This is a genomic window from Streptomyces sp. NPDC002276, from assembly GCF_053891435.1.
In genome coordinates this window covers 454,946-478,454 of the sequence record NZ_JBSFCQ010000002.1, presented here as the reverse complement: position 1 = coordinate 478,454, position 23,509 = coordinate 454,946, and the positions used below count along the sequence as shown (strand labels likewise).

The 23,509-nt window shown below is 69.3% G+C and carries 28 protein-coding genes; 10 read left to right on the top strand and 18 right to left on the bottom strand.

The annotated features are described in order from the left end of the window. Positions 1 to 36 precede the first annotated feature (36 nt). The gene (locus tag ACWIHT_RS07315) at positions 37 to 408 is read left to right on the top strand and encodes a DUF192 domain-containing protein (protein ID WP_456165330.1); all 372 of its coding nucleotides are present in this window, start codon (positions 37 to 39) and stop codon (positions 406 to 408) included. On the opposite strand, the gene ACWIHT_RS07310 is transcribed toward ACWIHT_RS07315, so the two are convergent. The 4 genes from ACWIHT_RS07310 to ACWIHT_RS07295 all read right to left on the bottom strand — a co-directional run bounded on the left by ACWIHT_RS07310 (position 353) and on the right by ACWIHT_RS07295 (position 4,458). Next, the gene (locus ACWIHT_RS07310; protein ID WP_456165328.1) at positions 353 to 862 is read right to left on the bottom strand and encodes a hypothetical protein; all 510 of its coding nucleotides are present in this window, start codon (positions 860 to 862) and stop codon (positions 353 to 355) included. The genes ACWIHT_RS07315 and ACWIHT_RS07310 overlap by 56 nt on opposite strands. 47 nt (positions 863 to 909) lie before the next feature. After that, a complete protein-coding gene (locus ACWIHT_RS07305) occupies positions 910 to 1,452 on the bottom strand; it encodes a hypothetical protein (protein ID WP_456165326.1) in 543 nt (180 codons plus the stop codon). Further along, complete coding sequence (locus tag ACWIHT_RS07300; protein ID WP_456165324.1) at positions 1,449 to 2,201, bottom strand: Imm52 family immunity protein; 753 nt, start codon at positions 2,199 to 2,201, stop codon at positions 1,449 to 1,451. The genes ACWIHT_RS07305 and ACWIHT_RS07300 overlap by 4 nt, the downstream gene beginning before the upstream one ends. Positions 2,202 to 2,280: 79 nt before the next feature. Further along, positions 2,281 to 4,458, bottom strand: a complete 2,178-nt coding sequence (locus ACWIHT_RS07295; protein ID WP_456165322.1) for a Tox-REase-5 domain-containing protein — start codon at positions 4,456 to 4,458, stop codon at positions 2,281 to 2,283. Between the two features lie 302 nt (positions 4,459 to 4,760). Between ACWIHT_RS07295 and ACWIHT_RS07290 the strand changes: the two genes are divergently transcribed. The 9 genes from ACWIHT_RS07290 (at position 4,761) to ACWIHT_RS07250 (ending at position 11,163) form a co-directional block, all read left to right on the top strand. Beyond that, positions 4,761 to 5,117: a DUF4333 domain-containing protein gene (locus tag ACWIHT_RS07290; protein WP_456165320.1), complete on the top strand. Its 357-nt coding sequence runs from the start codon at positions 4,761 to 4,763 to the stop codon at positions 5,115 to 5,117. Positions 5,118 to 5,183: 66 nt separating this feature from the next. Then, positions 5,184 to 5,618: a hypothetical protein gene (locus ACWIHT_RS07285; protein WP_456165318.1), complete on the top strand. Its 435-nt coding sequence runs from the start codon at positions 5,184 to 5,186 to the stop codon at positions 5,616 to 5,618. Between the two features lie 73 nt (positions 5,619 to 5,691). Then, positions 5,692 to 7,017: a hypothetical protein gene (locus ACWIHT_RS07280; RefSeq protein ID WP_456165316.1), complete on the top strand. Its 1,326-nt coding sequence runs from the start codon at positions 5,692 to 5,694 to the stop codon at positions 7,015 to 7,017. A gap of 80 nt (positions 7,018 to 7,097) precedes the next feature. Next, positions 7,098 to 7,595, top strand: a complete 498-nt coding sequence (locus ACWIHT_RS07275; RefSeq protein WP_456165314.1) for a hypothetical protein — start codon at positions 7,098 to 7,100, stop codon at positions 7,593 to 7,595. 74 nt (positions 7,596 to 7,669) lie between these two features. Beyond that, complete coding sequence (locus ACWIHT_RS07270; protein WP_456165312.1) at positions 7,670 to 8,182, top strand: hypothetical protein; 513 nt, start codon at positions 7,670 to 7,672, stop codon at positions 8,180 to 8,182. 368 nt (positions 8,183 to 8,550) lie between these two features. Beyond that, a complete protein-coding gene (locus ACWIHT_RS07265; protein WP_456165310.1) occupies positions 8,551 to 8,910 on the top strand; it encodes a hypothetical protein in 360 nt (119 codons plus the stop codon). Next, the gene (locus ACWIHT_RS07260; RefSeq protein ID WP_456165308.1) at positions 8,907 to 10,055 is read left to right on the top strand and encodes a hypothetical protein; all 1,149 of its coding nucleotides are present in this window, start codon (positions 8,907 to 8,909) and stop codon (positions 10,053 to 10,055) included. The genes ACWIHT_RS07265 and ACWIHT_RS07260 overlap by 4 nt, the downstream gene beginning before the upstream one ends. Then, positions 9,953 to 10,579, top strand: coding sequence for an alpha/beta hydrolase (locus ACWIHT_RS07255; protein WP_456166015.1), 627 nt, complete (start codon positions 9,953 to 9,955; stop codon positions 10,577 to 10,579). The genes ACWIHT_RS07260 and ACWIHT_RS07255 overlap by 103 nt, the downstream gene beginning before the upstream one ends. Beyond that, positions 10,576 to 11,163, top strand: a complete 588-nt coding sequence (locus tag ACWIHT_RS07250) for a hypothetical protein (RefSeq protein ID WP_456165306.1) — start codon at positions 10,576 to 10,578, stop codon at positions 11,161 to 11,163. The genes ACWIHT_RS07255 and ACWIHT_RS07250 overlap by 4 nt, the downstream gene beginning before the upstream one ends. Before the next feature lie 284 nt (positions 11,164 to 11,447). On the opposite strand, the gene ACWIHT_RS07245 is transcribed toward ACWIHT_RS07250, so the two are convergent. The 14 genes from ACWIHT_RS07245 to ACWIHT_RS07180 form a co-directional block, all read right to left on the bottom strand. Then, positions 11,448 to 12,035 (bottom strand): OmpA family protein, encoded by a 588-nt coding sequence (locus ACWIHT_RS07245; protein WP_456166013.1) that lies wholly within the window; start codon positions 12,033 to 12,035, stop codon positions 11,448 to 11,450. A gap of 55 nt (positions 12,036 to 12,090) precedes the next feature. After that, on the bottom strand, positions 12,091 to 12,666 hold the full coding sequence (locus tag ACWIHT_RS07240) for a hypothetical protein (RefSeq protein ID WP_456165304.1): 576 nt from the start codon (positions 12,664 to 12,666) through the stop codon (positions 12,091 to 12,093). A 34-nt stretch (positions 12,667 to 12,700) separates the two neighbouring features. Continuing rightward, on the bottom strand, positions 12,701 to 13,303 hold the full coding sequence (locus tag ACWIHT_RS07235; RefSeq protein WP_456165302.1) for a pilus assembly protein TadG-related protein: 603 nt from the start codon (positions 13,301 to 13,303) through the stop codon (positions 12,701 to 12,703). Continuing rightward, a complete protein-coding gene (locus ACWIHT_RS07230) occupies positions 13,300 to 13,500 on the bottom strand; it encodes a Flp family type IVb pilin (RefSeq protein ID WP_456165300.1) in 201 nt (66 codons plus the stop codon). The genes ACWIHT_RS07235 and ACWIHT_RS07230 overlap by 4 nt, the downstream gene beginning before the upstream one ends. 148 nt (positions 13,501 to 13,648) lie before the next feature. Beyond that, positions 13,649 to 14,518 carry a response regulator gene (locus ACWIHT_RS07225; RefSeq protein ID WP_456165298.1) on the bottom strand — a complete coding sequence of 290 codons (870 nt, stop codon included), beginning with the start codon at positions 14,516 to 14,518 and terminating at the stop codon, positions 13,649 to 13,651. 68 nt (positions 14,519 to 14,586) lie between these two features. Then, the gene (locus tag ACWIHT_RS07220) at positions 14,587 to 16,230 is read right to left on the bottom strand and encodes a histidine kinase (protein ID WP_456165296.1); all 1,644 of its coding nucleotides are present in this window, start codon (positions 16,228 to 16,230) and stop codon (positions 14,587 to 14,589) included. Positions 16,231 to 16,250: 20 nt separating this feature from the next. Then, entirely contained in the window at positions 16,251 to 17,141 is an 891-nt protein-coding gene (locus tag ACWIHT_RS07215; protein ID WP_456165294.1) for a DUF5936 domain-containing protein, read from the bottom strand. Positions 17,142 to 17,154: 13 nt separating this feature from the next. Continuing rightward, positions 17,155 to 18,096, bottom strand: a complete 942-nt coding sequence (locus ACWIHT_RS07210) for a type II secretion system F family protein (RefSeq protein ID WP_456165292.1) — start codon at positions 18,094 to 18,096, stop codon at positions 17,155 to 17,157. Between the two features lie 11 nt (positions 18,097 to 18,107). Continuing rightward, positions 18,108 to 19,448, bottom strand: a complete 1,341-nt coding sequence (locus ACWIHT_RS07205) for a CpaF family protein (RefSeq protein WP_317884153.1) — start codon at positions 19,446 to 19,448, stop codon at positions 18,108 to 18,110. Positions 19,449 to 19,497: 49 nt separating this feature from the next. Next, positions 19,498 to 19,875, bottom strand: a complete 378-nt coding sequence (locus ACWIHT_RS07200; protein WP_456165289.1) for a TadE/TadG family type IV pilus assembly protein — start codon at positions 19,873 to 19,875, stop codon at positions 19,498 to 19,500. 1 nt (position 19,876) lies between these two features. Then, positions 19,877 to 20,263 carry a TadE family protein gene (locus ACWIHT_RS07195; protein WP_456165287.1) on the bottom strand — a complete coding sequence of 129 codons (387 nt, stop codon included), beginning with the start codon at positions 20,261 to 20,263 and terminating at the stop codon, positions 19,877 to 19,879. A gap of 5 nt (positions 20,264 to 20,268) precedes the next feature. Further along, complete coding sequence (locus ACWIHT_RS07190) at positions 20,269 to 21,519, bottom strand: AAA family ATPase (protein WP_456165285.1); 1,251 nt, start codon at positions 21,517 to 21,519, stop codon at positions 20,269 to 20,271. Positions 21,520 to 21,528: 9 nt separating this feature from the next. After that, positions 21,529 to 22,242: a Flp pilus assembly protein CpaB gene (gene cpaB / locus ACWIHT_RS07185; RefSeq protein WP_456165283.1), complete on the bottom strand. Its 714-nt coding sequence runs from the start codon at positions 22,240 to 22,242 to the stop codon at positions 21,529 to 21,531. A 145-nt stretch (positions 22,243 to 22,387) separates the two neighbouring features. Continuing rightward, positions 22,388 to 23,197, bottom strand: a complete 810-nt coding sequence (locus ACWIHT_RS07180) for a hypothetical protein (protein ID WP_456166011.1) — start codon at positions 23,195 to 23,197, stop codon at positions 22,388 to 22,390. Positions 23,198 to 23,509 lie beyond the last annotated feature (312 nt).

The following is a 23,509-nucleotide window of genomic DNA, read 5'->3' as shown; positions in this document are numbered from 1 at the left end:
GATGGATCCGGGGCGGCGCGGGAAAGGTGACCCGGTATGGGACGACGGTGGAGTGACGGGCGGGGGAAGCTGGTCGTGCGGGGGGCCACGGGCGCGGGCGCGGTCGCCGTTCCGCTGGAGTTCGCGACCTCCTACCGGGCGCGGACGAAGGGGCTGCTCGGCCGGGACGGGATCGACGGGGCGATGCTGCTCTCGCCGGCGAGCAGTGTGCACACGTTCCGGATGCGCTTCCCGATCGATGTGGCGTACCTGAACCGGAAGTTGGAGGTCGTCGCCGTCCACACGATGCGGCCGGGGCGGCTGGGCCTGCCGCGCGTCCGGTCCCGGCATGTGCTGGAGGCGGAGGCGGGGGTCATGGCGGGGTGGGGGGTGAGGGTGGGGGTTCGGGTGACGGTGGAGACGGAGTAGGGGGAGCCGGGGGCAGGTCCGGTACAGGTGCCGTCACGTCGTAGACGCGGAACGGGTAGAGGGCGGCGTCCGCGCCGTAGCCCGTCTCGACCGATTCCATGCTGCATCTGACCGTACGGCCGTCGGGGACCGCCGCCCAAGTGGCGCTCGGCGGGTAGGACTCGGCGGGGTAGAGGACCGAACTGCCCACCCTGGCCGCGATACCGAGGGCGAGGTCCGCCTCCGTGAGGTCGCCGGCGGCCGGGGCGGTGACCGTGATGTCGAGGGACAGCGCCAGGTCGCCCGGGGGCAGCGGGCAGTAGGTGCAGAGCACCGGCGCCGCCCAGTTCCGGTCCTCCTGGTTCCAGTCCCCCACGTCCACGGCCTCCTCGGACAGGCCCAGCAAGTCCGCGAGGGCGCGCCGGATTTCGGCGCGAGGCGACTCCGCCACGACGAAGAGGTTCGCGAGCAGCATCGTCAACCCCGCCTGCTTTCCTGGTCGTTCACGGCGACAGTGTGCCGTCAGCCGGGTGAGCCGTGTTCCCGTAGCTCGGTGATCGGGCGGTCGGTGACGGCGGCGCAGAGGATCATGGGTGCTTCGGCGTCGGACTGGTTGAGGGAGACGGCGAGCCAGCGTGCGGTCGTTTCCGGGCCGTTCGGCAGTGGTCCCCAGACCGTGAGGTCGCCCAACAGGTCCTCGTCGCACAGCGCTTGGAAGAGGGCGGGCATCGGGTCTCCCGCGATCCTGCGGAACAGCGGTACGCGCATGGCGACTTCGCGGTGTGTGCCGAACCGGCGGTCCAATGCGCCGATGAGGGCGGTCAGTTGGGCCTCGGCCGCTTCCTCCGCCGTGTTCCACTCGGGTGCGTACACGGCGGTGAGGGGCTTGCCGACCAGGAGTGGGGCGATCACGAAGCCCTCGCCTCGGGTCCGGGTCCACTCCCCCGTGACCGGATCGCCCTCGCTCACTGTCGGCCCGGTCGCCGGAACGGGCCCGGTGAGCAGCGCGTCGAGATCCGGGAACGCCCGGCAGGGCTCCCCCGGTTCGCCCGCGCCGACGGTCACAGCGTGGCCCGGTCCATGGGGCGCGGCAGGGGCCGTAGGGCGCCGGACTCCCGCAGCCGTTCGAAGGCCCGGACCACGGTGTCCACGTCGCCTTCCGTCGCGATGTCGAGCAGCAGGCCGCCGCCGGGCAGCGCGGCGCGTGGCACGGTCAGGTCGTCCGGCACCAACTCGCCGCGCGCCGGGGAGAGATAGCCGACCCGGCCGACGCACGGCTCACCGACGCCGTATCCGGCCTCGTCCTCCAGGGCGTCCAGTACGTCGTCGTCGGTCACGTCGCCGAAGTCGGGCGCCCAGAACTCGGCCACTGCGGTGAGGAGTTCGGTGGCGGGGAGTTCGGTGGAGGGGAGTACCGCGCCCGCCGGTGGGCGGATGCCGATCACGAGCGACTGGAGCAGGAACTCGGAGGCTCCGCCCGCGAGTCCACTCACCTCGACCGTCCAACCCGGTGCGCCCGCGGCGGTGAGCCGGAGCGCGGTACCAGTCCCCTTCGCCCAGTCGTCGGCGGCGCGGGCGGCCTGGAGGGCGGCGCGCAGGCTGTCGGTGTCCGTAGCTGTGACCGTGGCTGTGGCCGTGTCCGTGGACGGCGGTGTGGACGGGCCGCTCGACGCGCGGACCACGTTCCATTCTCCGGGCAGAGCGGCTTCCGGGAGGAGTTGGGCGAGCCGGTCCAGGGTCGCCGCCCAGCGATCGGCCAGCTCCTCGACCGATTCCTCCCTGGGGCCCCAGAAGCCCCGCACCAGACGTCGCATCTCCTTCTCCGCCTCCGTCGTAGTCAGGTGTCGTAGGGGGTCCGGCTGCCGTCCGCCGGCTGCCGTCACCCTAGTCGAGCTAGTCGAACGCGCCCGGCTTGCGCGTTCCGCCGACCGGCTTCTGCTTCTCGTAGACGACCCTGACGTCGAGCCCCTCGTCGCGGAACGCCCGTCGGGCCGCCTTGGCCACGTCCGCGTTGGAGAAGTGCCATTCGACGGCCTTGCCGCCCGCCGCGGCGATCTGCCGCCGCGCCTCGGTGACGAACTCGGTCTTCCCGGACTGGGTCAACTCCCCCTGGCTGGACTTGGAGAGATAGCCCTCGTAGCCGTTCTTCGCCTCCAGGTACGTCTGCCTGCCCGCGTCCCAGCCGTCGAACTCGACGTCGGGCACACCCTCCTTGGGGTACGGGACCACGTACTCCTCGCCGCGGACCGTGCCGGTGACCTGCTCCTGGTAGCGGAGCCACGACTCGTTCTTCCAGTTGGGCGCGGGGTTGCGGTCGCGGCTCGCCCAGTAGCCGTCGCCGCTGTCGGCGTCGCCGAGCGTGCGGTTCTTCAGGTCGGCGGCCCAGTCCGGCGGGTTGTAGTTGCGCGGGTCGGAGGTGTCGTCGTGCCTGGGGTCGGGGTACTGCTTCTTGGTCTCCGCGGCCTTCGCCGCGCGGCCGGGCTCCTCCGCCCGCTTCTTCGCCAGGTAGGCCTCCCGCTCCGCCTTGCGGGCCTCCTCCGCCTCCTTCTTGGCGTCCTCGTCGCAGCCGTCCTCGGCGAGGAGGACGTACGGGGCGGACGGGGCCGACGGGGCGGCGGCCAGGACGGTGGTGCCGGTGCCTGTGCCTCCGAACGCGGGGCCGCCGCTGTCGCCGTACGGGATGCGGTGCGCCGGTGCGCCGATGACACAGCCGGACTCGCGGGCCTTCTTCTCGGCCGCGTCCGCCGCGTCGTCGGCGTCTTTCGCCGCCTTCTCGGCGCCCGCGACGTCCCCGGCCTTGGCCGCCTTCTTCGCGTCCTCCGCCGCCTTGGCGGCCTTGTCGGCGAGTTCGCCGAGCTTGCCCAGTTTGCCGATCTTGCCGAGGTCGCCGACCTTCTCGACGATCTTGGCGCCGTCGTAGCCCGGGATGAAGAGGGAGCCGACGTTCCACAGGACGTGGGTGACGGCGCGGGTCTTGTCGCCGTTGTTCCAGTCCTTGGCGACGTCGTCACCGATGAACAGGTCGTAGAGGACCGTGCCGCCGGTCTTCGCGGAAGCGCCCGTCCAGTCCCACAGGGCGCCGCCGTAGTCGCCGTCGGACCACTTCTTTCCGGCGTCCTTGGAGTTCTTGGACCAGTCGTCGCCAAGCTGTTTGCCGTAGTCGCCGATGCCGTTCACGGTGTCGATGGGGTGGCGGACCATGTCGTAGATACCGGTGAGGTCGCCCCAGACGCCGTCGACGAAGAGGCCCTGGCCGACTTGTCCGACCTGGTCGCCGGCGCAGCCGAAGAAGGCGCCCACGCCGGAGAAGCAGCCGTGGTTGTCGTCCGCTTGGTCGGTTTTCCTGTCGGTTGTCGTGCCGGTTGTCTTGTCCGCGCCCGTTGTGTCGGTCTCAGTTGTTGTGGTGGGGGTCGTGGTGGTCGTGGTTGTGCCGGTACCGCAGGCCATGCCGGTGACCTTGCAGACCTCCGACTGGAGGCCGCCGAAGATCTGGGTGCCGAGGCCGGTGACCAGGAGGGCGGTGATGATGGCGGCGACGATGGCGATGAAACCGGCGTACTCCACCGCCGTCTGGCCCTCGTCCCGGCGCCAACGGATCAGCCGGGCAAGGGAGAACGGGCGCCGCTCGACGCGTTCCGGTGCGGCGAGGCCGTACCACTCGCGGCTCTCCGGACGGAACAGGAGGAACGCGATGACGATCGGGAGGAAGAGCTGGAGGCCGCCGCGGGCGGATCCGGAGGTGAGGTTGACGACCCCGCCGAGGATCAACCAGCCCTGTACGGCGAGGAGTCCGAGCCTGACCCGGGTCCCGCCCTCCCAGCTACGGCGGGCCAGCCACCGGCCGAGGACGCCCGGCGCGGCGGCGTAGCCGACGAGGGCGACGACCTGGCCGTCGAGCGTGCCGTACGACGCGGCGGTCAGCAGGACTCCGAGCCCGCCGACGACGGTGACCGCGAAGAGTGCGTGGACCAGCACCAGTGCGGTGGCGAGCGGGACGGGCAACTCGCGCCGCCCGCTCGGTCCGCTGCCGACCCCGCCAACTCCTCCGCCCGTTCCTCCGATCGAGGCCATGTCTCCCCGTCCCCCGCTGTCTGTGGCTCAACTCCACTGGAGCTTCCAGAGGTTAGGGACGGGACGGATGCCCGAGATGGGCCCGTGGGCCCAAATCGGTACCCAAGTCCCGGGTGGGTCCGGACGAGACAGGACAGGAGCAGGAGCAGGACAGGACAGCACCCGCGGGGTGGCCCGGCAGCTGAAGCACCGCGCCTCGTATGCTCTTCCGGTCTTCTCACCCGACCACCCGACCACCCGACCACTCGACCACTCGACCGTCCGACCGTCCGACCACTCGACCGGCCGACCAGGAGTACACGATGTTCAAAGTCCCGATGACCGCAGGCCTGTCGATCCTCGCGGCCGTCGCGGTCGGCACGCTGCTGTCGGGCTGCTCGGCTTCTGTCGAGGTCAAGAAGTCCACGCCGGCGAAGCTGTCCGCGGAGAAGCTTTCGAGCACGCTCTCCGAAAAGCTCGCCGCCGCCACCGGACAGTCGAAACCGGACGTCTCCTGCCCCGAGGACCTCGTCGGCAAGGTCGGCACCACCTCGCGCTGCACGCTCACGGCGGACGACGGCAGCACCTTGGGCGTGACGGTCAAGGTCACCTCGGTCAGCGGCGGCCAGATCCACTACGACTTCAAGGCCGATGACAAGGCTTCTCCGGCCTCGAACTGACCAGCGCCCAAGGGCAGTTGAGAAAAGCGGAAAGCTGAAAGCGGAAACACGACGGGGGTAAGGCAGATGGCAGGGATCGATCCGGACAACAGCGCGACGGCACATTCCGTCGGGATGCGGCTGAACCAGATACCGGGCGACATCGGGGGCTCCCCGACCGCTCAGGGACTGCCCGAGGGGCAGAAGAAGCTCGTCTCCTCACCGGCCCAGAAGCAGGCGGCGGCCAACGCCATCGAGCAGCACATCGAGCCGGACACGCACAAAGCGGCAGGCTACGCGGACACGGAAACCAACGGGGCGGTCAAGGCGTTCCGCGACGGTTGGCGCACCTCGGGAGCGCTGAAGAAGGCGCATACGGCCTGGGGCGAGCAGGTGACGAACCTGATGAACATGCTCGGTTCGGACAAGGCGGCGCTGCGCAGCACCAACACCACCTTGCAGACCACGGACTTCCAGGTCGGGTCGGACACGGACGCGGTGTCGGCACTCTCCGGGTACTGACGGGCAGGCCACGGGGCCCGGTCGGGCCGCGGCCTCGACGCGCAGACAACTTGGCAATGACAACGGGGAAGCCATGCCGACGTATCACGAGATCATGACGACCGACCTGTCCGCACTCACCACAGCTTCAGAGCGCTGGGACGGGATGGCGAAGGAGTTCCACAAGCAGGAGTCCGCCTACCGGCGGGACGTCTACGGCATCACGCTGAGTCCGGGCTGGTCGGGGTTGAGCGCGGACGCGGCGAACGGACGCTTCGACAGCACGCTCAAGCAGTTCCAGGCCGCGCAGGTCGAGGCCAGGGCAGTGGCCTCGCTGCTGCGTGAGGCGCACACGGACTTCACGGGTCTCCGGAAGAAACTGGAGTCCGCCCGAGCGGACGCCGTCAAGGCGGGCATGGCGGTCTCGGAGCAGGGCCTGGTCTCCTACGACACCGCGAAGCTGAGCGAGGGCGAGCGCACAGCTCTGCACCACGACCCCGACTACCAGCAGACGGTGCGCAAGGCGGTCGCCTCCTGGCAGGCGGAGATCGATCGGCTCGTGAAGGCGGTGAGCGACACCGACACCGAGGTCGAGAACGCCCTCACGCGGGTGGTGATCGACTCCGATGTCAGTGACGGCACCCTGACCGGCTTCAACAGCCGAGCCCACGGCGACATCAAGACCTATGACGACGAGGCCAGGCGCGAGGCCGCCCGGACCAAACCCGACGGTTGGAAGTCCAAGGGCAAGACGGAGGTGTCCGGCCTCGGCGCCGGGGCGAGCGCGGAGGGGCCGGACGTCGCGTCCGGCAAACTCGGCGAGGCGGAGGCACACGCCGACCTGGGCAGCGCGAGCGCCGAGGGTTCGCTCACCAGAGGGCCGTGGACACTCGACGGAAAGGCCGATGCCTACGCGGGTGCGAAGGGCTCGGCCAGCGGCAGCTTCGGCCCGAGCGGCGCGGATGGAGACGCGAGCGCCTTCGCGGGGGCCGAGGGCTCGTCCGAGGGCAACGTCAATGTCGGCCCGTTCGGCGTCTCCGCCAAGGCCGAGGCCACGGCGGGTGCCGAGGTCGGCGCCAGTACGGGGGGCGACAAGGAGGGTGTGCACGTGAGTGGCAACGCTTTCGCGGGCGCCAAGGGTGGCGGCGAGTTCGGTGCGGATCTCGGCGGAGTCTCGGCGGGCTTCTCCTCCGAGGGGTGGGCGGGTCCCGGTGCCGAGGCAAGCCTGGACGCCGGCAAGAACGCCGACGACGTGTGGGAGTTCAGCACCAAGGTCGGTCTCTCTCCCGCGCTCGGCGGGGAAGTGGGCTTCGAATTCAGTGTCGACCCGGACAAGGTCGTCCACACCGCGGGCGACCTGGCCGACGCCGTGGGCCATGGTGTGAGTTCGTTCGGGCATGCGGTCACCAGCGTGTTCTGAAACCATCACCGACGTGCTCCGAACCGTCGCTCGCGTGGCCCGGCGCCACGGGTGCGACTTCGGAGGAAGGAGACCTCTCGATGCCGACGACCCTGCCGATCCCGATCCGGTTCGACGTACCTCAGGGCTGGCGAGCCGCGCCTCCGGACGAAGTCGGCGCACCCGGCGCGGCGTTCGTCGCCGTCCATCCGCCGTCGGACACCGGCTTCACCTCGAACATCACCGTCGACGGCGAGTACCGTCCCGACACGACGACTCTGCCCCGCATCGCCGACGAGTCGGTGGGTCTCTTGAGCGAGTCCGTCACGTCGATCAGGGTCACCGACCGCCGTGAGACCGGCTCCGCGGATGCTCCCGGCTTCACACAGACCCTGGCCTTCTCCGTCGTCCTGGACCGGCGAAGCCACGACCTCCTCCAGTCGCAGGTGTACCTTTCCCTGCTCGACGTCGACGATCCCCGCAGGCGGGTCGTGATCCGCCTGATGCTCACCTCCACCGTGTCGCGACATCCCGATCTGCTGGACGACTTCCGGAGCGTGGTGCGATCGATCCGTCCGGGCGAGGGTGAAATGCCGTAGTTCCGCGAATTCCGCGAATTCCGCGGGTGGGAACGGCGCTTGTGCCGTTGTCCCGGCCTTCATAGGTTGGCCCCATGGGACTCTTCGACAAGCTCACCGGCACCCAGCACCCACCCGAGGGAGTGTCGCCGGTCCCGGGGCAGGCCTTGCGGGAGGCACTGCTCGGGCTCAACCGGCCCGAGGTTCCCTACGTCGTCCGCTACGGCGGCGGTGAGGGGTGCGATCTGCTCGCGGAGTGGCGGTTGACCGAACCGGCCTGGCAGCAGGTCTTCGTCCGCTCCGAGATCAGTCACGCCGTCCGGATCCGGATGCGCCTGGACCACAAGGAGCACGAGGTACGCGCCCTTGAGGAACAGTGGGAGGTGAGTCGGGTCGGTACTCCGACGAGGCTCCAGATGACGTCGGAGTACACGCGCGGACCCAGCCGGACCGTCAGCCGTCGTTGGACCGTCGGGCGTGGGGCCGACGGTGGCCTTGAGGCGACGGAGACCTTCCGCTTCGACAGCGCCGACATGCGCGAGCCCCTGCGTGACGCCGTACTCGGGTCCGGTTGGACCTGGCGGGGAGTCGTCTTCGGCAAGCTGTGAGGGCGGAGGGCGGGAAGATCGCGTAGATACGGAACTTCGCGACGATGCTCTCAGCTTCGCGTCCCCCGTCACGGCCCCGGCGCCGCCCGCCATGCTCCAGTCCGGTCCTCGACCGAAGACCTGCCTGAGTACTGGTACTCACACATACTCACGGCAAGCCTGGTGGCCGATACGGATGGGGCCCGTGACGAGGTGTCGCTACCGTGCTTCCTGATAGATGGCGGCCCGGTCGCAGGTGCACGGCATCTCGGCTGCGCACAACGGGACTTGGGGGCCACGCATGGCGTGGAAAGGGCAGACACGTGGCGTTTGACTGGGAGGAGGCCGCGGGCGTTCCGCCCCACGCCGGTGCTCCGGGAGACACCCGTATGCGACTGGCCGGCCTCGACGGCGAAGGCGGCGATGCCGACCTTCGGATCAGCCGGACGCCATGGACGAGCGCATCCGGCGTCGCGGACGAACTGCGCATCGACGCCAACAGCGGTATCGCGGACCTCAAGGAAGCCGACGCCGGTGTGGTGAGCGGCACCCAGGGGTTCGACTGCACGACCGCGTTGAACGAAACACTCGCCACCTGGGAGGCACGGCTCGCGGCGGTCCGTGACGAATGCGGCCGGCTGCACGGAACCCTGGCCGGCACCGGGAAGCACTTCGGCGAGGTCGACCACCGGGTCGCGAGCCGGGCAGGCGGTGTCCAGACGGGCAACACCCCGGACTGGGCCAAGTGACGCCCGTGCCCACCTGGCAGCAGTTGCGCGACCTGAAGCTGACCGAGTACCGGGACGCCGCCGACGGCTGGCGCAAGGTCAGCCGCCGCGCCGACGCCGCCCGTCTCCGAGTCGACCGGGAGATGGCCATCCCCGTCAGGTCCACCCAGAAGGGCGAGACAGCCACCGCGGCGGCCGGTGACCTCGACCGCCTCAGCCGCAACTACCAGTACATCCACGGTGAATGCGGCCTCGTCCGGACGACTCTGGAATCCCTCGCCGCCGACCTGGAAGGTCCTCAACGCAAGCTGAGCCAGGCCCTGGAGGACGCCGACACGTTCAAGTTCGCGGTGAACGAGGACGGTTCGGTGACCTATCCCCCGCCCGTCTCGGAGGACGGCACGTCGACGATCCCTTACGGACCGTACGTCCCGGGCACGGCGCCGAGCCTTTTCCCGTTGGCCCCGGGTGCGGGCGGCGGCACCGCGCGAGCGGGCGCGTCGATCCCCTACCTGCCCGGAAAGGGCGAGGGCGACGGCAACCCCAACAAGGCCAAGGCCGAGGACATCGCCGAACGCATCGCGAGCGCCGTACGTGCGGCGGGCGAGATCGACGCCCGCTACGCGCCGGTGCTCCGCGGACTCAAGGCCCCGGCCGGGCTGGACGTCACCGACGACATGCTGGTCGACGCCGCCGCGGACATGGAGGCCGTACGCAAGAACGTGGGCGGCTTCCTGGACAGGAAGAGCATTCCGGATGGCGCCTCCCCCGCCGAGAACAGGAGCTGGTGGGACGGCCTCACCGCGGACCAGCGCGACGAGTACGCGACGCTCTATCCTGCCGAGATCGGCGCGCTCGACGGGCTGCCGTCCGAGGTGCGCGACACCTCCAACCGGATGGTCCTGGCGGAGACCCGGGCACAGGTGTGGCAACGGTACGAGCGCCTGGAATGGACGCGGTACAGGCGAGACTGGACGCGAGCGGCGCACCCGGTGAGAACGGTGAGTCCGGTCTGCCGCAGGCATACCTGCTCGGCTTCGACACCGAGGGCGACGGGCACGCGATCATCGCCAACGGGAACCCGGATACGGCGGACAACACCGCTGTGTACGTACCCGGGACGGGCTCGAAACTGGAGAACGCGAGCGGAGACATCAACCGGATGACGGCAACCTGGCGGGAGGCCGACGCCCAGGCTCCCGGCACGTCGACCTCCACCATCACCTGGATCGGTTACGACGCCCCGCAGAACATCCTCACCGACTCCCCCCGGGCGAGCTACGCCTACGACTCCGCACCCGAGTTGAACAACTTCCTGGACGGCCTACAGACCGCCCAGGGCGGCGCCGACGCCAGCCACACAACGGTGATCGCGCACAGTTACGGCACCACCGTCGTCGGCGCCGCGACAAAGGAACACCACATCGCCGCCGACGACATCCTGGTCGCGGGCAGTCCGGGCATGCTGGTCGGCGACGCGAGCGACCTGGGTGTGGGCAGCGAACACGTGTGGTCCGAGGCCGCCGGTGACGATCCCGTGCCCTACATCGGCCGACCGTTCCTGGGCGGTGAGAAATGGGGCGTGGACACGAGCGGACACAGTGGGTACTGGAACAGAGGCTCGCTGTCGTTGCAGAACCAGGCGGCGGTTGTTGTCGGCAACTACGGTGACGTTAAGGAAGACAAGTGAACCGTCTCAGGCATCAGTCGGCACGGCATCGACTCGCTACTTTCGCCGCGGCCATCGTCCTGCCCCTCGTCATGACGGGATGCTCAAAAGGCATGAACACCGAGAACGCGAACGACACCAGTAGCGACAGCAGCCCCCAACCCACGACCCTCGGCGTGGACGATGCCCGGGCGAAGGCGAACCACATCTCAAGCCAGATTCTCGACATGATCGGCATCGAAGACAGTCAAGTGACGCAGTCCGGAGCCGGCGTCTCCCCCTGCGACAAAGACCCCAACCACCTCTACCTCCTACGTCACCCATGGTCGATCTACAAGGTGACACCCGACGAGCTGAAGGCCGGGTTCCAGCGCCTGCGGGAAAAACTTCCGAAGAACGGCTGGAAGATCGTCGACTACGGCCCCGACACCAGCGCGAACAAGAATCTTGAACTCACCGCTGATTCAGAGACAGAACCCTTTTCGGTCAACGCCTCGCTGCACATCACGGGTACTTCCGGGAAAAAAGAACCCTTGATCCTGGTCCACGTAGTCTCCGGCTGCTACCGCGCCCCCGAAGGCACCGACCTCAGCAAGGAGTACTGACGGGCACTCAGGCAGATGACACGGTATCCACCAGGGGGACCTCCTCCGTGAAAGTGTGCCACTTTGGCGAAATGTGTCGCACTTTCGCGCCATCCTCCCTGCCGGCGGCACCCCGGTCACCGCTCGACTTCAAAGATCCTCGACCCCACCGCCGTCGTCGGCCCCCCCTCATCTCTCGGATCGAGAACGGCACGTACCCGCTGAGCCACGCAGGAGGACGACCGCGAGCCCGCCACCGCCTGGTATCGCGCGGAGCGGGCCGGTGTTTCATCTCGGTCGGTCGGTCAGCTCTCCGTGCGTGGGAACGTCACCTCGACCCTGCGGTTCTTCTTGCGGCCGGCCTCCGTGGAGTTGTCGGCGATCGGGTACTGCTCGCCGTAGCCGCGTACTTCGAAGGTGATGTTCGGGTCGTTCAGGTCCGCGTCCAGGACGGCCTGTACGGCGTCGGCGCGCTGCTTGGACAGGACGTCGCCGTGGGCGGAGGTGCCGAGGTTGTCGGTGAAGCCGAAGACGCGGACCGTGGTCGCGTTCTGCTTCTTGATCTCCGCGGCGATCGCGTCGATACGGGACTTCGCCGCGGCGCTCAGCTTCGCGCTGTCCTTGCCGAAGAGGACCTCGGCCTGGAGGGCGAAGGTCACGTCCGAGTTGGTGTCCTCGCGGCGCTCCTCGCCGCCCTGGTCCTCCACGACGGACTTGATGTCCAGGACCTTGGGGTTGGCGAGCGTGGCGCCCTCGGGGAGCTTCAGGTCGGGGTCGTTCGGGTCGACCCGCACCGGGGCGGAGGCGGAGGCCTCGGTGCCCGGCGGGACGCTGGGGCTCGGGGTGTCGTCGGCGTGGGCCGCGACCGCGCCGACGATGTTCGCGGCGACCATGAGGGTGGCGGCGGCGACTACGAGGGGGAGACGGGGAGTGGTGGTCACTGTCGCCTCAACCGGAGATCTTGATGGTGCCGGCGGCGAAAGTGGGCAGTTGGAAGGTCACGTCCGTAGTGGTGGACGGCGGCGCGGGAAACTGCATGAACACCGGAATGGAATCGCCCGACTTGATCCTCGGCATGTTGGTCGTCGTCAGAGGGCGGCCGTCGGTGTCACGCAACACGTAGTAGCGCTTCTTGCTCGCGGAGTCCACCAGGGTCGCCCCGCCCAGCGAGGAGCCGTGTCTGACGATCTCGGTCTCGTCGCCCTCGGTCTGGATCGGAACCCTCGTCGACTGGGCGCCGTCGTTCCTCATCTCCCCGTTCACGGTGACAAAGCCGCCTGAATCCCGGGTGGCAGAGGTGATGCTGAGGGTCAGACCGTCCTCACCCTTGAGTTCGGCCAGGGGATCGTCCGTCCCCTCCTGAGCACTCGGGTCGGATCCGCCGCTCTTGGAGGACGACGCCGAGGCGTCCGGCTTCTTGGCGTCGCCGCCGCCCCCGCAACCGGCCACGCCGAGGGCCAGACCGGCCGCGACAGCCATCGCGACCATCCCCCTGCGGGCCGTCGAAGTGAACCGAATGCTCATGACTCTGCTTCCTTCATCACTCGTCGTTCGCTTGTCAGTCGGCCAGATGGACGTCGAAGAGGTCCTCGGGTCCCGGAAGGTCGGTGAGATGGAGCGGGTCCAGCTCCCAGTCCTTGCCGTCCTTGCAGGTGAGCTTCGGCAGCACGTCGTCACCGGCGTCCGCGCCGGGGAGTTGGAACGTGCAGAGCGACTCGATCACGGCGGTGGCAGAGGCCGTCGCGTGCTTGTTCTCCGTGCCGGGGACGATCGAGTCTCCGACCGGCTTGTTGGTCCTGACCTCGACGGTGAAACGCAGGGGACCGTCGGGGACGCAGCTGCGCACCTCGGCGTCGTTCTGTCCCGCGAGTTGAACCGCGCGCCCGCACGAGGGGGTGAGGCCCTCCGCGATGCCGTTGAAGATGTCCTGCCACTTGGTCGGGTCGAGTACGTCCAGCTTCCACACATCCGCGAGTTGGCGCCGGGTGTCCTGGGCCGCCGCCAGCGCCGCCGCGTCAGCGGCCGTCTGGGCGCCTCCCCTGTTCACCGCGGCCTGGCCGACCGCGACGTAGGCGAACGCGAGAAAGAGCAGACCCGCCACCACCATGATGTAGATGGGGAAGGCCTGCCCGGCGTCGCTGTGCCTACGGAGCGGCCTCACCCGTTGCCGATGACCTCGTCGACCTTGTTCGTGATCGCCTGGTAGATCGACTGCCCGATGTCCGTACCCGTGATCGCCAGCACGATCGCCACGACCACCGCGATGATGCCCAGGTACTCCACCGCGGTCTGACCCCTGTCGCTGCGGGCGGCTCGGGCCTGGAGGTACGTCACGGTGGTGTTGATCCAGTTGCTCATGGTGTTCCCCTCCGAATGACGCGTTACCGGCTTCCTCGTCGCCGGTGCCGCTTTCGACATGAGAACGGTATGCCCGCGACTGCGGTACGTCAGAGGGTCCCAGGGCCCAATCCCGGGCCCAATTCGGATCCCGACCGTTCACCGCGGTTCACCCCAGCCCTCGTGTCGAGCCCGGTGCCGTGCCGAGCCACTTGGCGGCGGCCTCGGAGCGGCTGGTGCTGTGGAGCTTGGCGAAGATGCGGTTGATGTGGTTCTTGACGGTCTTCTCGGAGATGAAACAGGTGGCGGCGATCTGCTGGTTGGTCATGCCGGACGCGATGTGGTCCATGATCTCCGCCTCCCTCGCGCTCAGTTGGAACCGTGACCTGTCCGACGCCAACTGTCCCACATTCGGTTGCAGTTGCGAAAGGTTTCCTGAAGAACTTCGTGAAACAGGGGCGGTAGAGGTCTGCAATCCGTGTGCATTCGCACTTAGTTGATGCTCATACGAGCCCAGGCCCTCGGGCAGCGCCGGACCCGTCCGCTCCTGGCGCAGCTGGGCCAGGAGCGCCCCCGCCGCAGACGGCGTGAAGTGGGCCCTGCCCTGCTTGATGTCCCTTACGGCGGCCACCAGTTCGTCCGCCGTGAACTCGCCGTGGACCAGATAACCGCCCGCCCCCCGGCGCAGCGCCTCCTGGACTATCTCCGACTCCCTGCTGTACGTGAGCATCACGACCGGCGCGATCCCCACCAGGTAGGGAAGCGCGGAGATACCGTCGACTCCCGGCATGCGGACGTCCAGGAGGACCACGTCGGGGCGGTGCGCCCGGGCCGCCTCGTAGGCCTCGCGGCCGTCCGTCGCCTCCGCCACGACCGTGATGTCCGCGCGGCCCGACAGCAGTGCCGTCAGGCCGGCCCGGACCACCGGGTTGTCGTCGGCCACCACGACCCGGAGCACCGAAGTCGGAGCGGGCCGCGGGAAGTCGGGGAACGGGGTCGGCTGCGGCGCGCCGGGGTGGGGCGTCGTGTGGTCCGGCATGGCTGCCTCCTCTCGGGTCGTGTGTGGGGGGGGGAGGGATGGGGTGGGGAAGGAAGTTCGGAGTATCGCTACGTCTTCGCCGTCAGGGCGTCCAGCGGGAGTTCCAGGCGGACCTCCGTGCCCTCGGGGTGGTCGCCCCGGCCGATACGGATGCGGGCGCCCACCGAAGCCGCCCGCTCCACCATGCCGACCAGACCGAAGTGGCCCGCCCTGCGCAGCTGTTCGAGGGTCGTACCGGGAGGCAGACCGCGGCCGTCGTCGTAGACGCTGATGCGGAGCAGGCCGTCGTGGACTCCGGCCCGTACGTCGACCTTGGTGGGCGTCGCGTGGCGGTGGGCGTTCTCCATCGCCTCGGTCGCGATGGTGAGGAGTTGGCGGGCGACGGCGGGCGGGACCGGCGGTACGCCGTGCTCGCCGGTGGGACGGTAGGTGGCGGGCAGGCCGGTTCGGGTGCTGAAGTCCCTTGTGCGCACGGCCAGTTCGACGAGTACGTCCGTGCCCTCGTCCGGGTCGGACTCGCGCCGCAGGTCCGCCAGGAGTTCGCGGGATTCGGCGGCGGCCCGGCGGGCCGAGCGGGCCACCAGTTCCGCCTGCTGTTTCACCAGGGTCGGGTCCATGCGGTCCGCGCCCGCCGAGCCGACCAGGCCGTCCGCCGCGAGGGCCACGCCGTGCAGGGTCTTCGCCACGGAGTCGTGCAACTCGCGGGCCAGGCGGGCCCGTTCGGCACCCACCGCCTCTGTCACGGCCAGCCTCGCCTGGACCGTCGTCAACGCCGTCGTGGCTTCGCCGAAGCGGAGCATCAGGTTGCGCAGGGTCACTCCCACCGCGCCCGCGATCACGCACAGGCCGGGGAGGAGCGAGGCCTGTGCCACGCCCCGGTGGGCGTCGGCCGCGACGGTCTGCGCCAGGAGCAGGATGACCGCCTGGAGACCGGCGAAGCAACCGGCTCCGCGCCAGCCGTAGACGATGCCCGCGAGCAGGGGGGTGCAGACGCTGACGTAGGCGAGGGTGCTGGTGGGGCCGGCGGAGATGAGGAGCAGGGCGGCGAAGAGGGTGTCCAGGGCGAGGAGGGAGGGGTGGCGCAGGAGGAGGGGGCCGAAGCGTTCCCAGTCCCTGAACAGGACGTAGGAGGCCATGAAGGTGACGACCACGGCTGCGCCCACGAGGCGGGTGGCTACGCCGGGGTTGGCGTTGAGGAGGGCGGAGGGGGCGGCGAGGGCGATCATCGCGAGGCGGAAGCCGAAGACTTGCCGGCACATTGCCTGTAGGGCGCTGATCTGGATGGGGAGAGCCACGCTCCGGCCTCCGGCCGGGATCTTGCTCCCACCCGCACCACCCGCACCACCCGTACCACCCGTACTGCCTTCGTCGTCAGGTGCGGGTGGCCCCTGTGGGGCATCCTCGCCGTCGGCGGCCAACCGTACGTCGTCGCCCGGCCGGGTCGCCTTCGGCATCCCCGACACCCCCGGCATCCCCGACACCGCCGACACGCCCGACACCGCCGGCCGCGGCTGCGTCGGCACCCCGAGCAGCCTCGCCCCCGGCGCCCCCGGCGCCACCTGCGCCCACCCCGGCGGCAGCGCCGGCGTCACCGACGTGACCGGTATGTCCGTCGCCCCGGAGCGGACATGGTCGGGCAGGACCGTCCCCGCCGGTGGCGTCGTGATCTCCGTCGGCTTCGAGCGTCGTCGTAGTCGTCCCGTCGTCGCCATCCGCCCGTCGCCCCCGTCCCCTACTTGCCCGTGATCGTGCTGAAGTCCGTGCCGGAGCCGAGGAGGAGGCCCGCGCCGAGGAGCAGCATCGTGGCCGGGACCATGAACGTGGTGATCATCATCGTGGCCTTGGGGACCGCCCTGGCCGCCTTCCTCCGCGCGTTCTGCGCGTCCGTGCGGCGCATGTCCTTCGCCAGGGCGACCAGCGTGTCGACGATCGGCGCGCCCAACTCCTCGCCCTGCTGCAACGCCGTGACGAACATGGCCACTTGCTCGCTGTCGTTGCGGCGGCGCAGTTCCGCGAAGGCCGCGCGGCGGCTCATGCCCAGGTCCATCTGGCGGAGCGTGATGCGGAGTTCGTCCGCCCACGGGCCCTCGTACTTCGACGCCACCCGGTCCAGCGCCTGGCGGAAGCCCAGCCCCGCGCTCACCACCACCGCCAGCACGTCGAGGAAGTCGGGCAGGGTCCGTTCGATCACGTCCTTGCGGATGCGGATCGCCGACCAGATGCCGACCTCCGTCCAGAACGCGCCGAAGGCGAAGAGGATCAGGGCGAGGAGGTAGTTGCCCTTCAGCAGGAAGATCAGACCGCCGAAGCCGCCGAGGAAGCCGTAGACCGCCCGGCGGGCCGCGTAGCGGTCGATGGTCAGGCCGCCGGGGTTGCCCGCGAGGTCTATCTTCCTGCGGTACTTGGCGACCTGCTTGGGGCCCATCAGGCGCAGCACCGTGGGGGCGTAGCGCATGCCGAGGCGGTCCACGACGGAGTCGACCGCGCCGGTGCGGGTCGCGCCGACCTCCAGGGCGAGGACCAGGTCGCTGGGGAGTTTGGCGTCCGCGCGGTACATGCGGATGCCGGCGAAGATGCCCCACACGCTGAGGCCCATGACCAGTCCGAGGACGAGTGCCGTCATCGGGTCCCTCCTCTCAGACGTCGATACGGGACAGGCGGCGGATGAGGACGAAGCCGACCGCGTACAGCCCGAAGGCGATGATCACGCAGGCCTGGCCGATCGGGGAGCCCGTCATCCGGTCCAGGGCGCCGGGTTTCACGCCGTCCATCAGGAAGAGGGCGCCCACGCCCATCACCGGAACGGCGTACGCGGTCATGTTGACCTGGGAGAGCTGGGTGCGGACCTCGCGGCGGGTCTCCTTGCGTTCCTCCAGGGTCTCGGTGAGGTTGCGCAGGGCGCTGACGACCTGGCCGCCCGCCCGGTTGGAGAGCACCAACGTCGTGACGAGGACGACCAGTTCGCGGGACGGGAGGCGGTCCGCCAGTTCGCTGAGCGCGTCGTCCATCGAGGCGCCGACCGCCAACTGGTTGGCCACCTTGGCGAGTTCCTCCCCGGCCGGGGCCTCCAGCTCCTCCGCCGCCATGCTGATCGAGGTGCGCAGGGCGAGGCCCGCGTGGGTGGCGTTGGCCATGATGCGGGCCAGTTCGGGGAGTTGGTTGATGAACTTCTCGATGCGTTTCTGGCGCTGCCAGTTGAGGAACTGGATCGCCACCCCGATGCCCAACAGCCCCGCGATCGGCCCGAAGAAGGGTGCCAGGGCGGCCTGGCCGATCAGCCAGAGGGCGGCCACCGTGGCCAGCATGTAGACGAAGAACTCGCCCGGGGTCATGTCCAACCCCGTTGCCGAAAGGCGCAGTTCGAGCTTGCGGCCGAGGCGGGTACGGCGCAGCCTGCGGTCCAGGTTGCGGAAGCGGCGGGGGCGGCCGAGCGGGATCTGTCCGGTCGACGACAGCCGGTCGACCAGGGCCGCGCGCTGCGCCCTGCCCGTGGCGTAGGCGTGCACGCCGACGACACCCAGGACGCAGGTCAGCAGGGTGACGCCGGTGGTGAGCGTGACGATCGTCTGGAGATCCATGGGGTCGGTCCCTACCTACTGGCTTCTCTGAGGGCTAGGTGTTCCGTGCTCTGGGCGACGCCGAAGGCCTGCGGCAGGGGCTGGCTCGCCATGTAGAGGCGGTCGGCGGTGCGGCGCGAGAGCGGGAAGTACTCGAAGACGCCGTAGATCCGGCCGTCGGCGGAGATGGGCTGCGGGCTGAAGCGGGCGACCGTGGCGAGGCGGTAGGGCTCGCTGCCGTGGCTGTCGAGGAGGGCGATCTCGGTGATCCGGCGGGCGCCGTCGGCGAAGCGGGTGAGCTGGATGATGACGTCGATCGCGCTGTTGATCTGGTCGTGCAGCGCCTCGAAGGGGATCTCCACCTCGGACATGGACGCCAGGGTCTTCAACCTCATCAGCGCGTCCTCCGCGCTGTTGGCGTGGACGGTGGCGAGGGAGCCGTCGTGGCCGGTGGACATCGCCTGGAGCATGTCGAGGGACTCGCCGCCGCGGACCTCACCGACCACGATCCGGTCGGGGCGCATGCGCAGCGAGTTGCGGACCAGGTCGCGGATGGTGACCTGGCCCTTGCCCTCGACGTTCGGGGGGCGGGCCTCCAGCCGGATCACGTGGGACTGCTGGAGCTGGAGTTCGGCGGAGTCCTCGATGGTGATGATGCGTTCGGTCTCCGGGATCAGGCCGGAGAGGGCGTTGAGGAGAGTCGTCTTCCCGGTACCCGTCGCGCCCGACACGATGATGTTGAACTTGGCGTGCACCAACCCCGCGAGCAGGTACAGCATGTGCTCGTCGAGCGAGCCGAAGCCGACCATCTCCTGGAGCGTGAAGGAGCGCGGGAAGCGGCGGATGGTGAGCGTGGCGCCGGTCAACGACAGCGGCGGGATGATGACGTTGACGCGTTCGCCGGACGGCAGTCGCGCGTCGACCATCGGATTCGACTCGTCCACACGGCGGTTGACGGTCGACACGATCCGCTCGATCGTCTGCATCAGCTGATCGTGGGAGGGGAAGCGCAGCGGCAACTGCTCGACCCGGCCGCCGCGTTCGACGAAGATCGCGTCCGGGCCGTTCACCATGATCTCGGTGATCGACGCGTCTTCGAGGAGCGGTTCGAGTATGCCGAGGCCGAGCGCCTCGTCGACGACCCGGCGGATCAGCTGCGAGCGCTCGACGGTCGAGAGGACCGGTCCCTCGCGGCTGATGATGTGCCCGAGCACCCGCTCCAGGCGGGCCCGTCGCTCGGCGGCGGCCAGCGCGCTCATCTCCGCGAGGTCGATCTCCTCCAGGAGTTTGGCGCGGTACGAGGCGACCATGTGGCCTTCCTCGCCCCGATGGCCGTTCTCCTCGGGATGGTTGACGCGTTCCCGCAGACCCATGAGTGCTGTGCTCCTCGCTCCTTGTTCGGTAGAGCCCTGTTGTGCGGTGTCAGTGGTCGAGCGGCATGGTGGCGGTCTTGCTGGCGTTCCCGAAGCCGTCGTAGCCGGGGATGACGGACGGGATGTGGATGGAGGCGGTGACGGTGACGGTGTCGCTGCCGAAAGAGGCCGGGCAGCCGACGACCGTGAGCCCGGAGCCGACCGCGTCGCTGCACGCCGGCTGGGCGCCCTGCCGGAGCGAGGCGCTGCGCGCGCCCGCCCTGGCCGCCGTCCCGGCCTGCTCCGCGGTGTAGGCGATCAGCCCCAACTGCACGGCGGCCAGGGTGACGAGGATCAGGACCGGGATGAACCCGAGGTATTCGATGGCGACTTGACCGCGGTCGCGCGCCTTACGGTCGTAGGACATCTCAATTCGTCCGGAGGACATGTCAGTTCGTCGCCTCCTCTACGGCGCCGGCGTGGGCGTGCACCGTGAAGGGGAAGGCGATCGAGCCGGGGAAGAGGACGGGCACCTTGAGGGTGACGTCGGCCGTGACGTAGCCCGTGCCCTGGCAGGTCACCTCGGCGTCCCCCCTCCATGCGGCGGACAGCTTGCTGAGGCCCGCCTGTTCGCAGGCGGCGTCGCGCGCGCCGCCCGGCGCCGCCGCCGTCGCCGCCCGCACCGCCTCGTCGGCAGCATTCCCCGCGAGCGTGTACGTGTACCCCACCAGCACGAACTGCCACATCAGCACCAGCGTCAGAATGATCAGCGGGGTCATGCCGAGGAACTCGATGGTGACCTGGCCCCGGTCTCTCCCGTGCGCGGTCATACGCATCCCCCTCACTCCCTACGGCGCCGGAAACTCAGCGAGCCGCGATCGCCGCCGCCCCGCGTCCGGCCGCCCTTCTGGGCGCCTTCGGGGACCTTGACCAGTCCGAGTTCGCCCGCGAGACCCCAAAGTGCCTGTTTGACCACGCTCTTGTTGTCGAGTTCGTGGAGGCGGCCGGCGTCCACCGCGCCCTGGAGTTCCTTGAAGTTGGCGGGGATCGCGGTCGCGGCGACGGCCGTGCCGGTGATCCGCTGGATCAGCGCGGGCTGGATCTCGGTACCGCGCGTGTGCCGGTTGACGACGATGGTCGTCTCCTCCGCCTTGCGGATCTGGAGCCGGTCCCACATGCGGACGGTGCGCTTCGCGGCGCGTACGGCGACCACGTCCGGGGTGGTGAACAGCAGTGCCGTGTCGGCCATTTCGACGGCCGCCGCGCTCGCGCCGCTCATCTGGGCCCCGCAGTCGATGACGACGACCTCGTAGCGGGAGCGCAGGGCGCTGACGATCTGGCGGGCGGCCCGGTCGGTGACCTCCTCGCCGCGTTCGCCCTCGCCGGGGGCGAGCAGTAGCGCCATCCCGGTGTCGTGCCGGAACACGGCGTCGGCCAGCACGCGCGGTGAGATGTCGGTGATCGCGGCGAGGTCGACGACCGAGCGGCGGAACTGGACGTCCAGGTAGGAGGCGATGTCACCGGTCTGGAGGTCCATGTCGACGAGCGCGGTGCTACGGCCCGAGGTCTGGGCGGCGAGGGCGAGTTGGATCGCGGCGAGGGTGGCGCCGACCCCGCCCTTGGCGCCGCTGACCGTGACGACGGTGCCGCCGACTCCGGTGAACACATCGCCGCCGTGGCCCAGATGGCGCCGTACGCCCACGGACCAGGCGGCGACGGCCTGCACCCGGGTGGCCAAGTCCTCGTAGCTCAGCGGGAGGGCGATGAGGCCGCGGGCGCCGGAGTCCATGGCGGCCTGGAAGAGGCCGGGGCTGGCGTCCGTGGTGACGAGGATGACGCCCACCGCCGGGAAGCGCAGGGCGACTTCGCGGACCAGCTCCAACGCCGGTACGGGACCGATGCGTTCATGCACCACCACGACCTCGGGCAGTTCGTCGACGGACTCGGCGGCGAGCCGGGCGAGGGTGTCGATGAGCTGCGTCGAGTCGGCCACCGGGGCCACCGGGTCGGCGTCCGGGAGCTGGCTGAGCAGGGTCGTGATGGCGCGGATGGCGTCCGCGTCACCGACCGCCGGAAGAATCCTGGTGGGCATGCGGGCCTCTCACTTGTCCTTCGCGAGTTCGTACGTCCGGTCCTGCTCGGGCACGGTCGTATCGGTGCCGGGCGCCACCAGTGCCAGCCGCACCCGCTCGGCGAACGACTCGGCGTAGGTGATGCGCTGGGCGTCCAGCGTGGAGAGCGCGAAGGTGATCGGGACGGCGTTGGTGGACTGCTGCTGGTTCTTGTCGCTGTTGCTGCCCGGGTCGAGGGCGGTGATGTGGCCGACGTCGATGACCTTCGCGTTGGTCACGATGATCTTCGACTGGTCGGGGTCGCCCTCTTTCGCGCCCGCGAAGGTGGCGTACACGTTGACCGTGGAGCCCGGGTAGATCTTGCCCGCGACGCCGGTGGCCGCGTCGATCATGATGGCGACCTCCTGCTGGCCTGGCTGGAGGGCCGGCTGGTCGACGATCATGTCGGTCTGTAGCAGGGAGCCGCCGCGCAGGGTGGTCACCGCGATCTTGCCCTTGATCTGGCTCAGATCGGTCACGGCGTTGTCCGACAGCCACCGCTTGGGCATCTCGATCTTCTCGAACTGCGCGGCGGTGAGCGTCGTGTAGGGCGCCACGTCGTCCTTGACCTGGTAGGCGGCGACTTCGGGGCCGACCTTGGACTTCACGTCGCTGATGACCGAGAGGACGCCGGCGAACGCGCCGAGGGCGCAGAGGACCGACAGGAGCAGGAGTATCACGCCGCGGCGCTGACGGGAGTTCATGAACCGTACAACCTCATTGGGGATATCGGTCGAGCGGAAACGAGCGGATCGAGCGAGATCGAGCCGGGTGAAGCGAGTCAGGTGAAGCGAGTCAATCGGGTCGAGCGGGACCAGGTGCTGTAAGCGTGTCCTGTGAAGGGATGACTTATCCGCTCGACGTTTGGTTCTCATGAACCGGCGGTGTTGCCGAGCAGAAGACACAACGATCGCCGATGACGTCGATACCGCACCAATGGCACACGGACTGCCGTACGGAGGTGACCAGTTGATACAGCACCGACAGATCGGGCAGATAGGTACAGAACTCGATCAACTTGCCCGTACCCCACCAACTCACCGACTCGGCGGGCAGGGTGGCCTCGCGGAGCCCCATCGCGTTCCAGGCCGGGGCGAGGGTGGTGCCGATCCAGTCGGACTGCAACTGCCCCTTGGCGACCAGCATCCAGGTGCCGAACTCCGGCCCGGCGAGGGCGACTCCGGGGCCGACCCTGATGAGCTGCGGCTCGGGGTGGGCGATCACCGCGAACTGACTGCCGGGCACCCAGGACTTGGCGTGCGACTTGAGGCCGACGGGGACCCGGTCCAGCTTGGTGACCGAGCCGAGGACGGCGCCGGCGTGGATGTAGTGGGTGAGCAGCCGGCCCGCCGAGGCGAGCACCCCGGGACTGAGGTCGCAGGACGCGAGCTGCCTCAACTGGCGGGCCAGGACGGCGAGTCCGAGTGGGGGAAGATTCGGACGGAACAGGGCGATCCGGTCGGTCTCCAGGATGGACCGGATGGTGTGCAGCCGCCGGTCGACGCCCTCGGAGACGGCCTGCGAGGACACGACGACGACATGCCCGTGCTGGTCGATGAGGGTCTGCATCTCCGACAGCGCCTGGTCCAGCGGCCGTTGATCCAGGTCCCGCAGCACGACGGCGGGCAGGGTCCGTTCGTCCTGTGATGGCAGCGCCATGTCGGCGCTGGTCACGGCAATGGCAGTTGGCACGCGCAGCTCCCCGTCTCAAGCCTGTCGGCTTTCCGGCATTACTCCGGTACGCCGAGTCGACTTCATTGCGTGACTACCTCAGCACTGTATCCACGCCCCTGTGACCGGAGAACAGCGTTTCGGTAGCTGTCCCGCAACTGTCATTGCGCACACCATGCCAAAACGGGGCAGGTAGAGCAGCCCATCGGGGTCGGGGCCTCGAATCCGCCGCCGGGGAAGTTGGTCTGGACCTCTTGACAGCACAATTGGTCTGGACCAACTCTTGAACTCCAGCGGTGG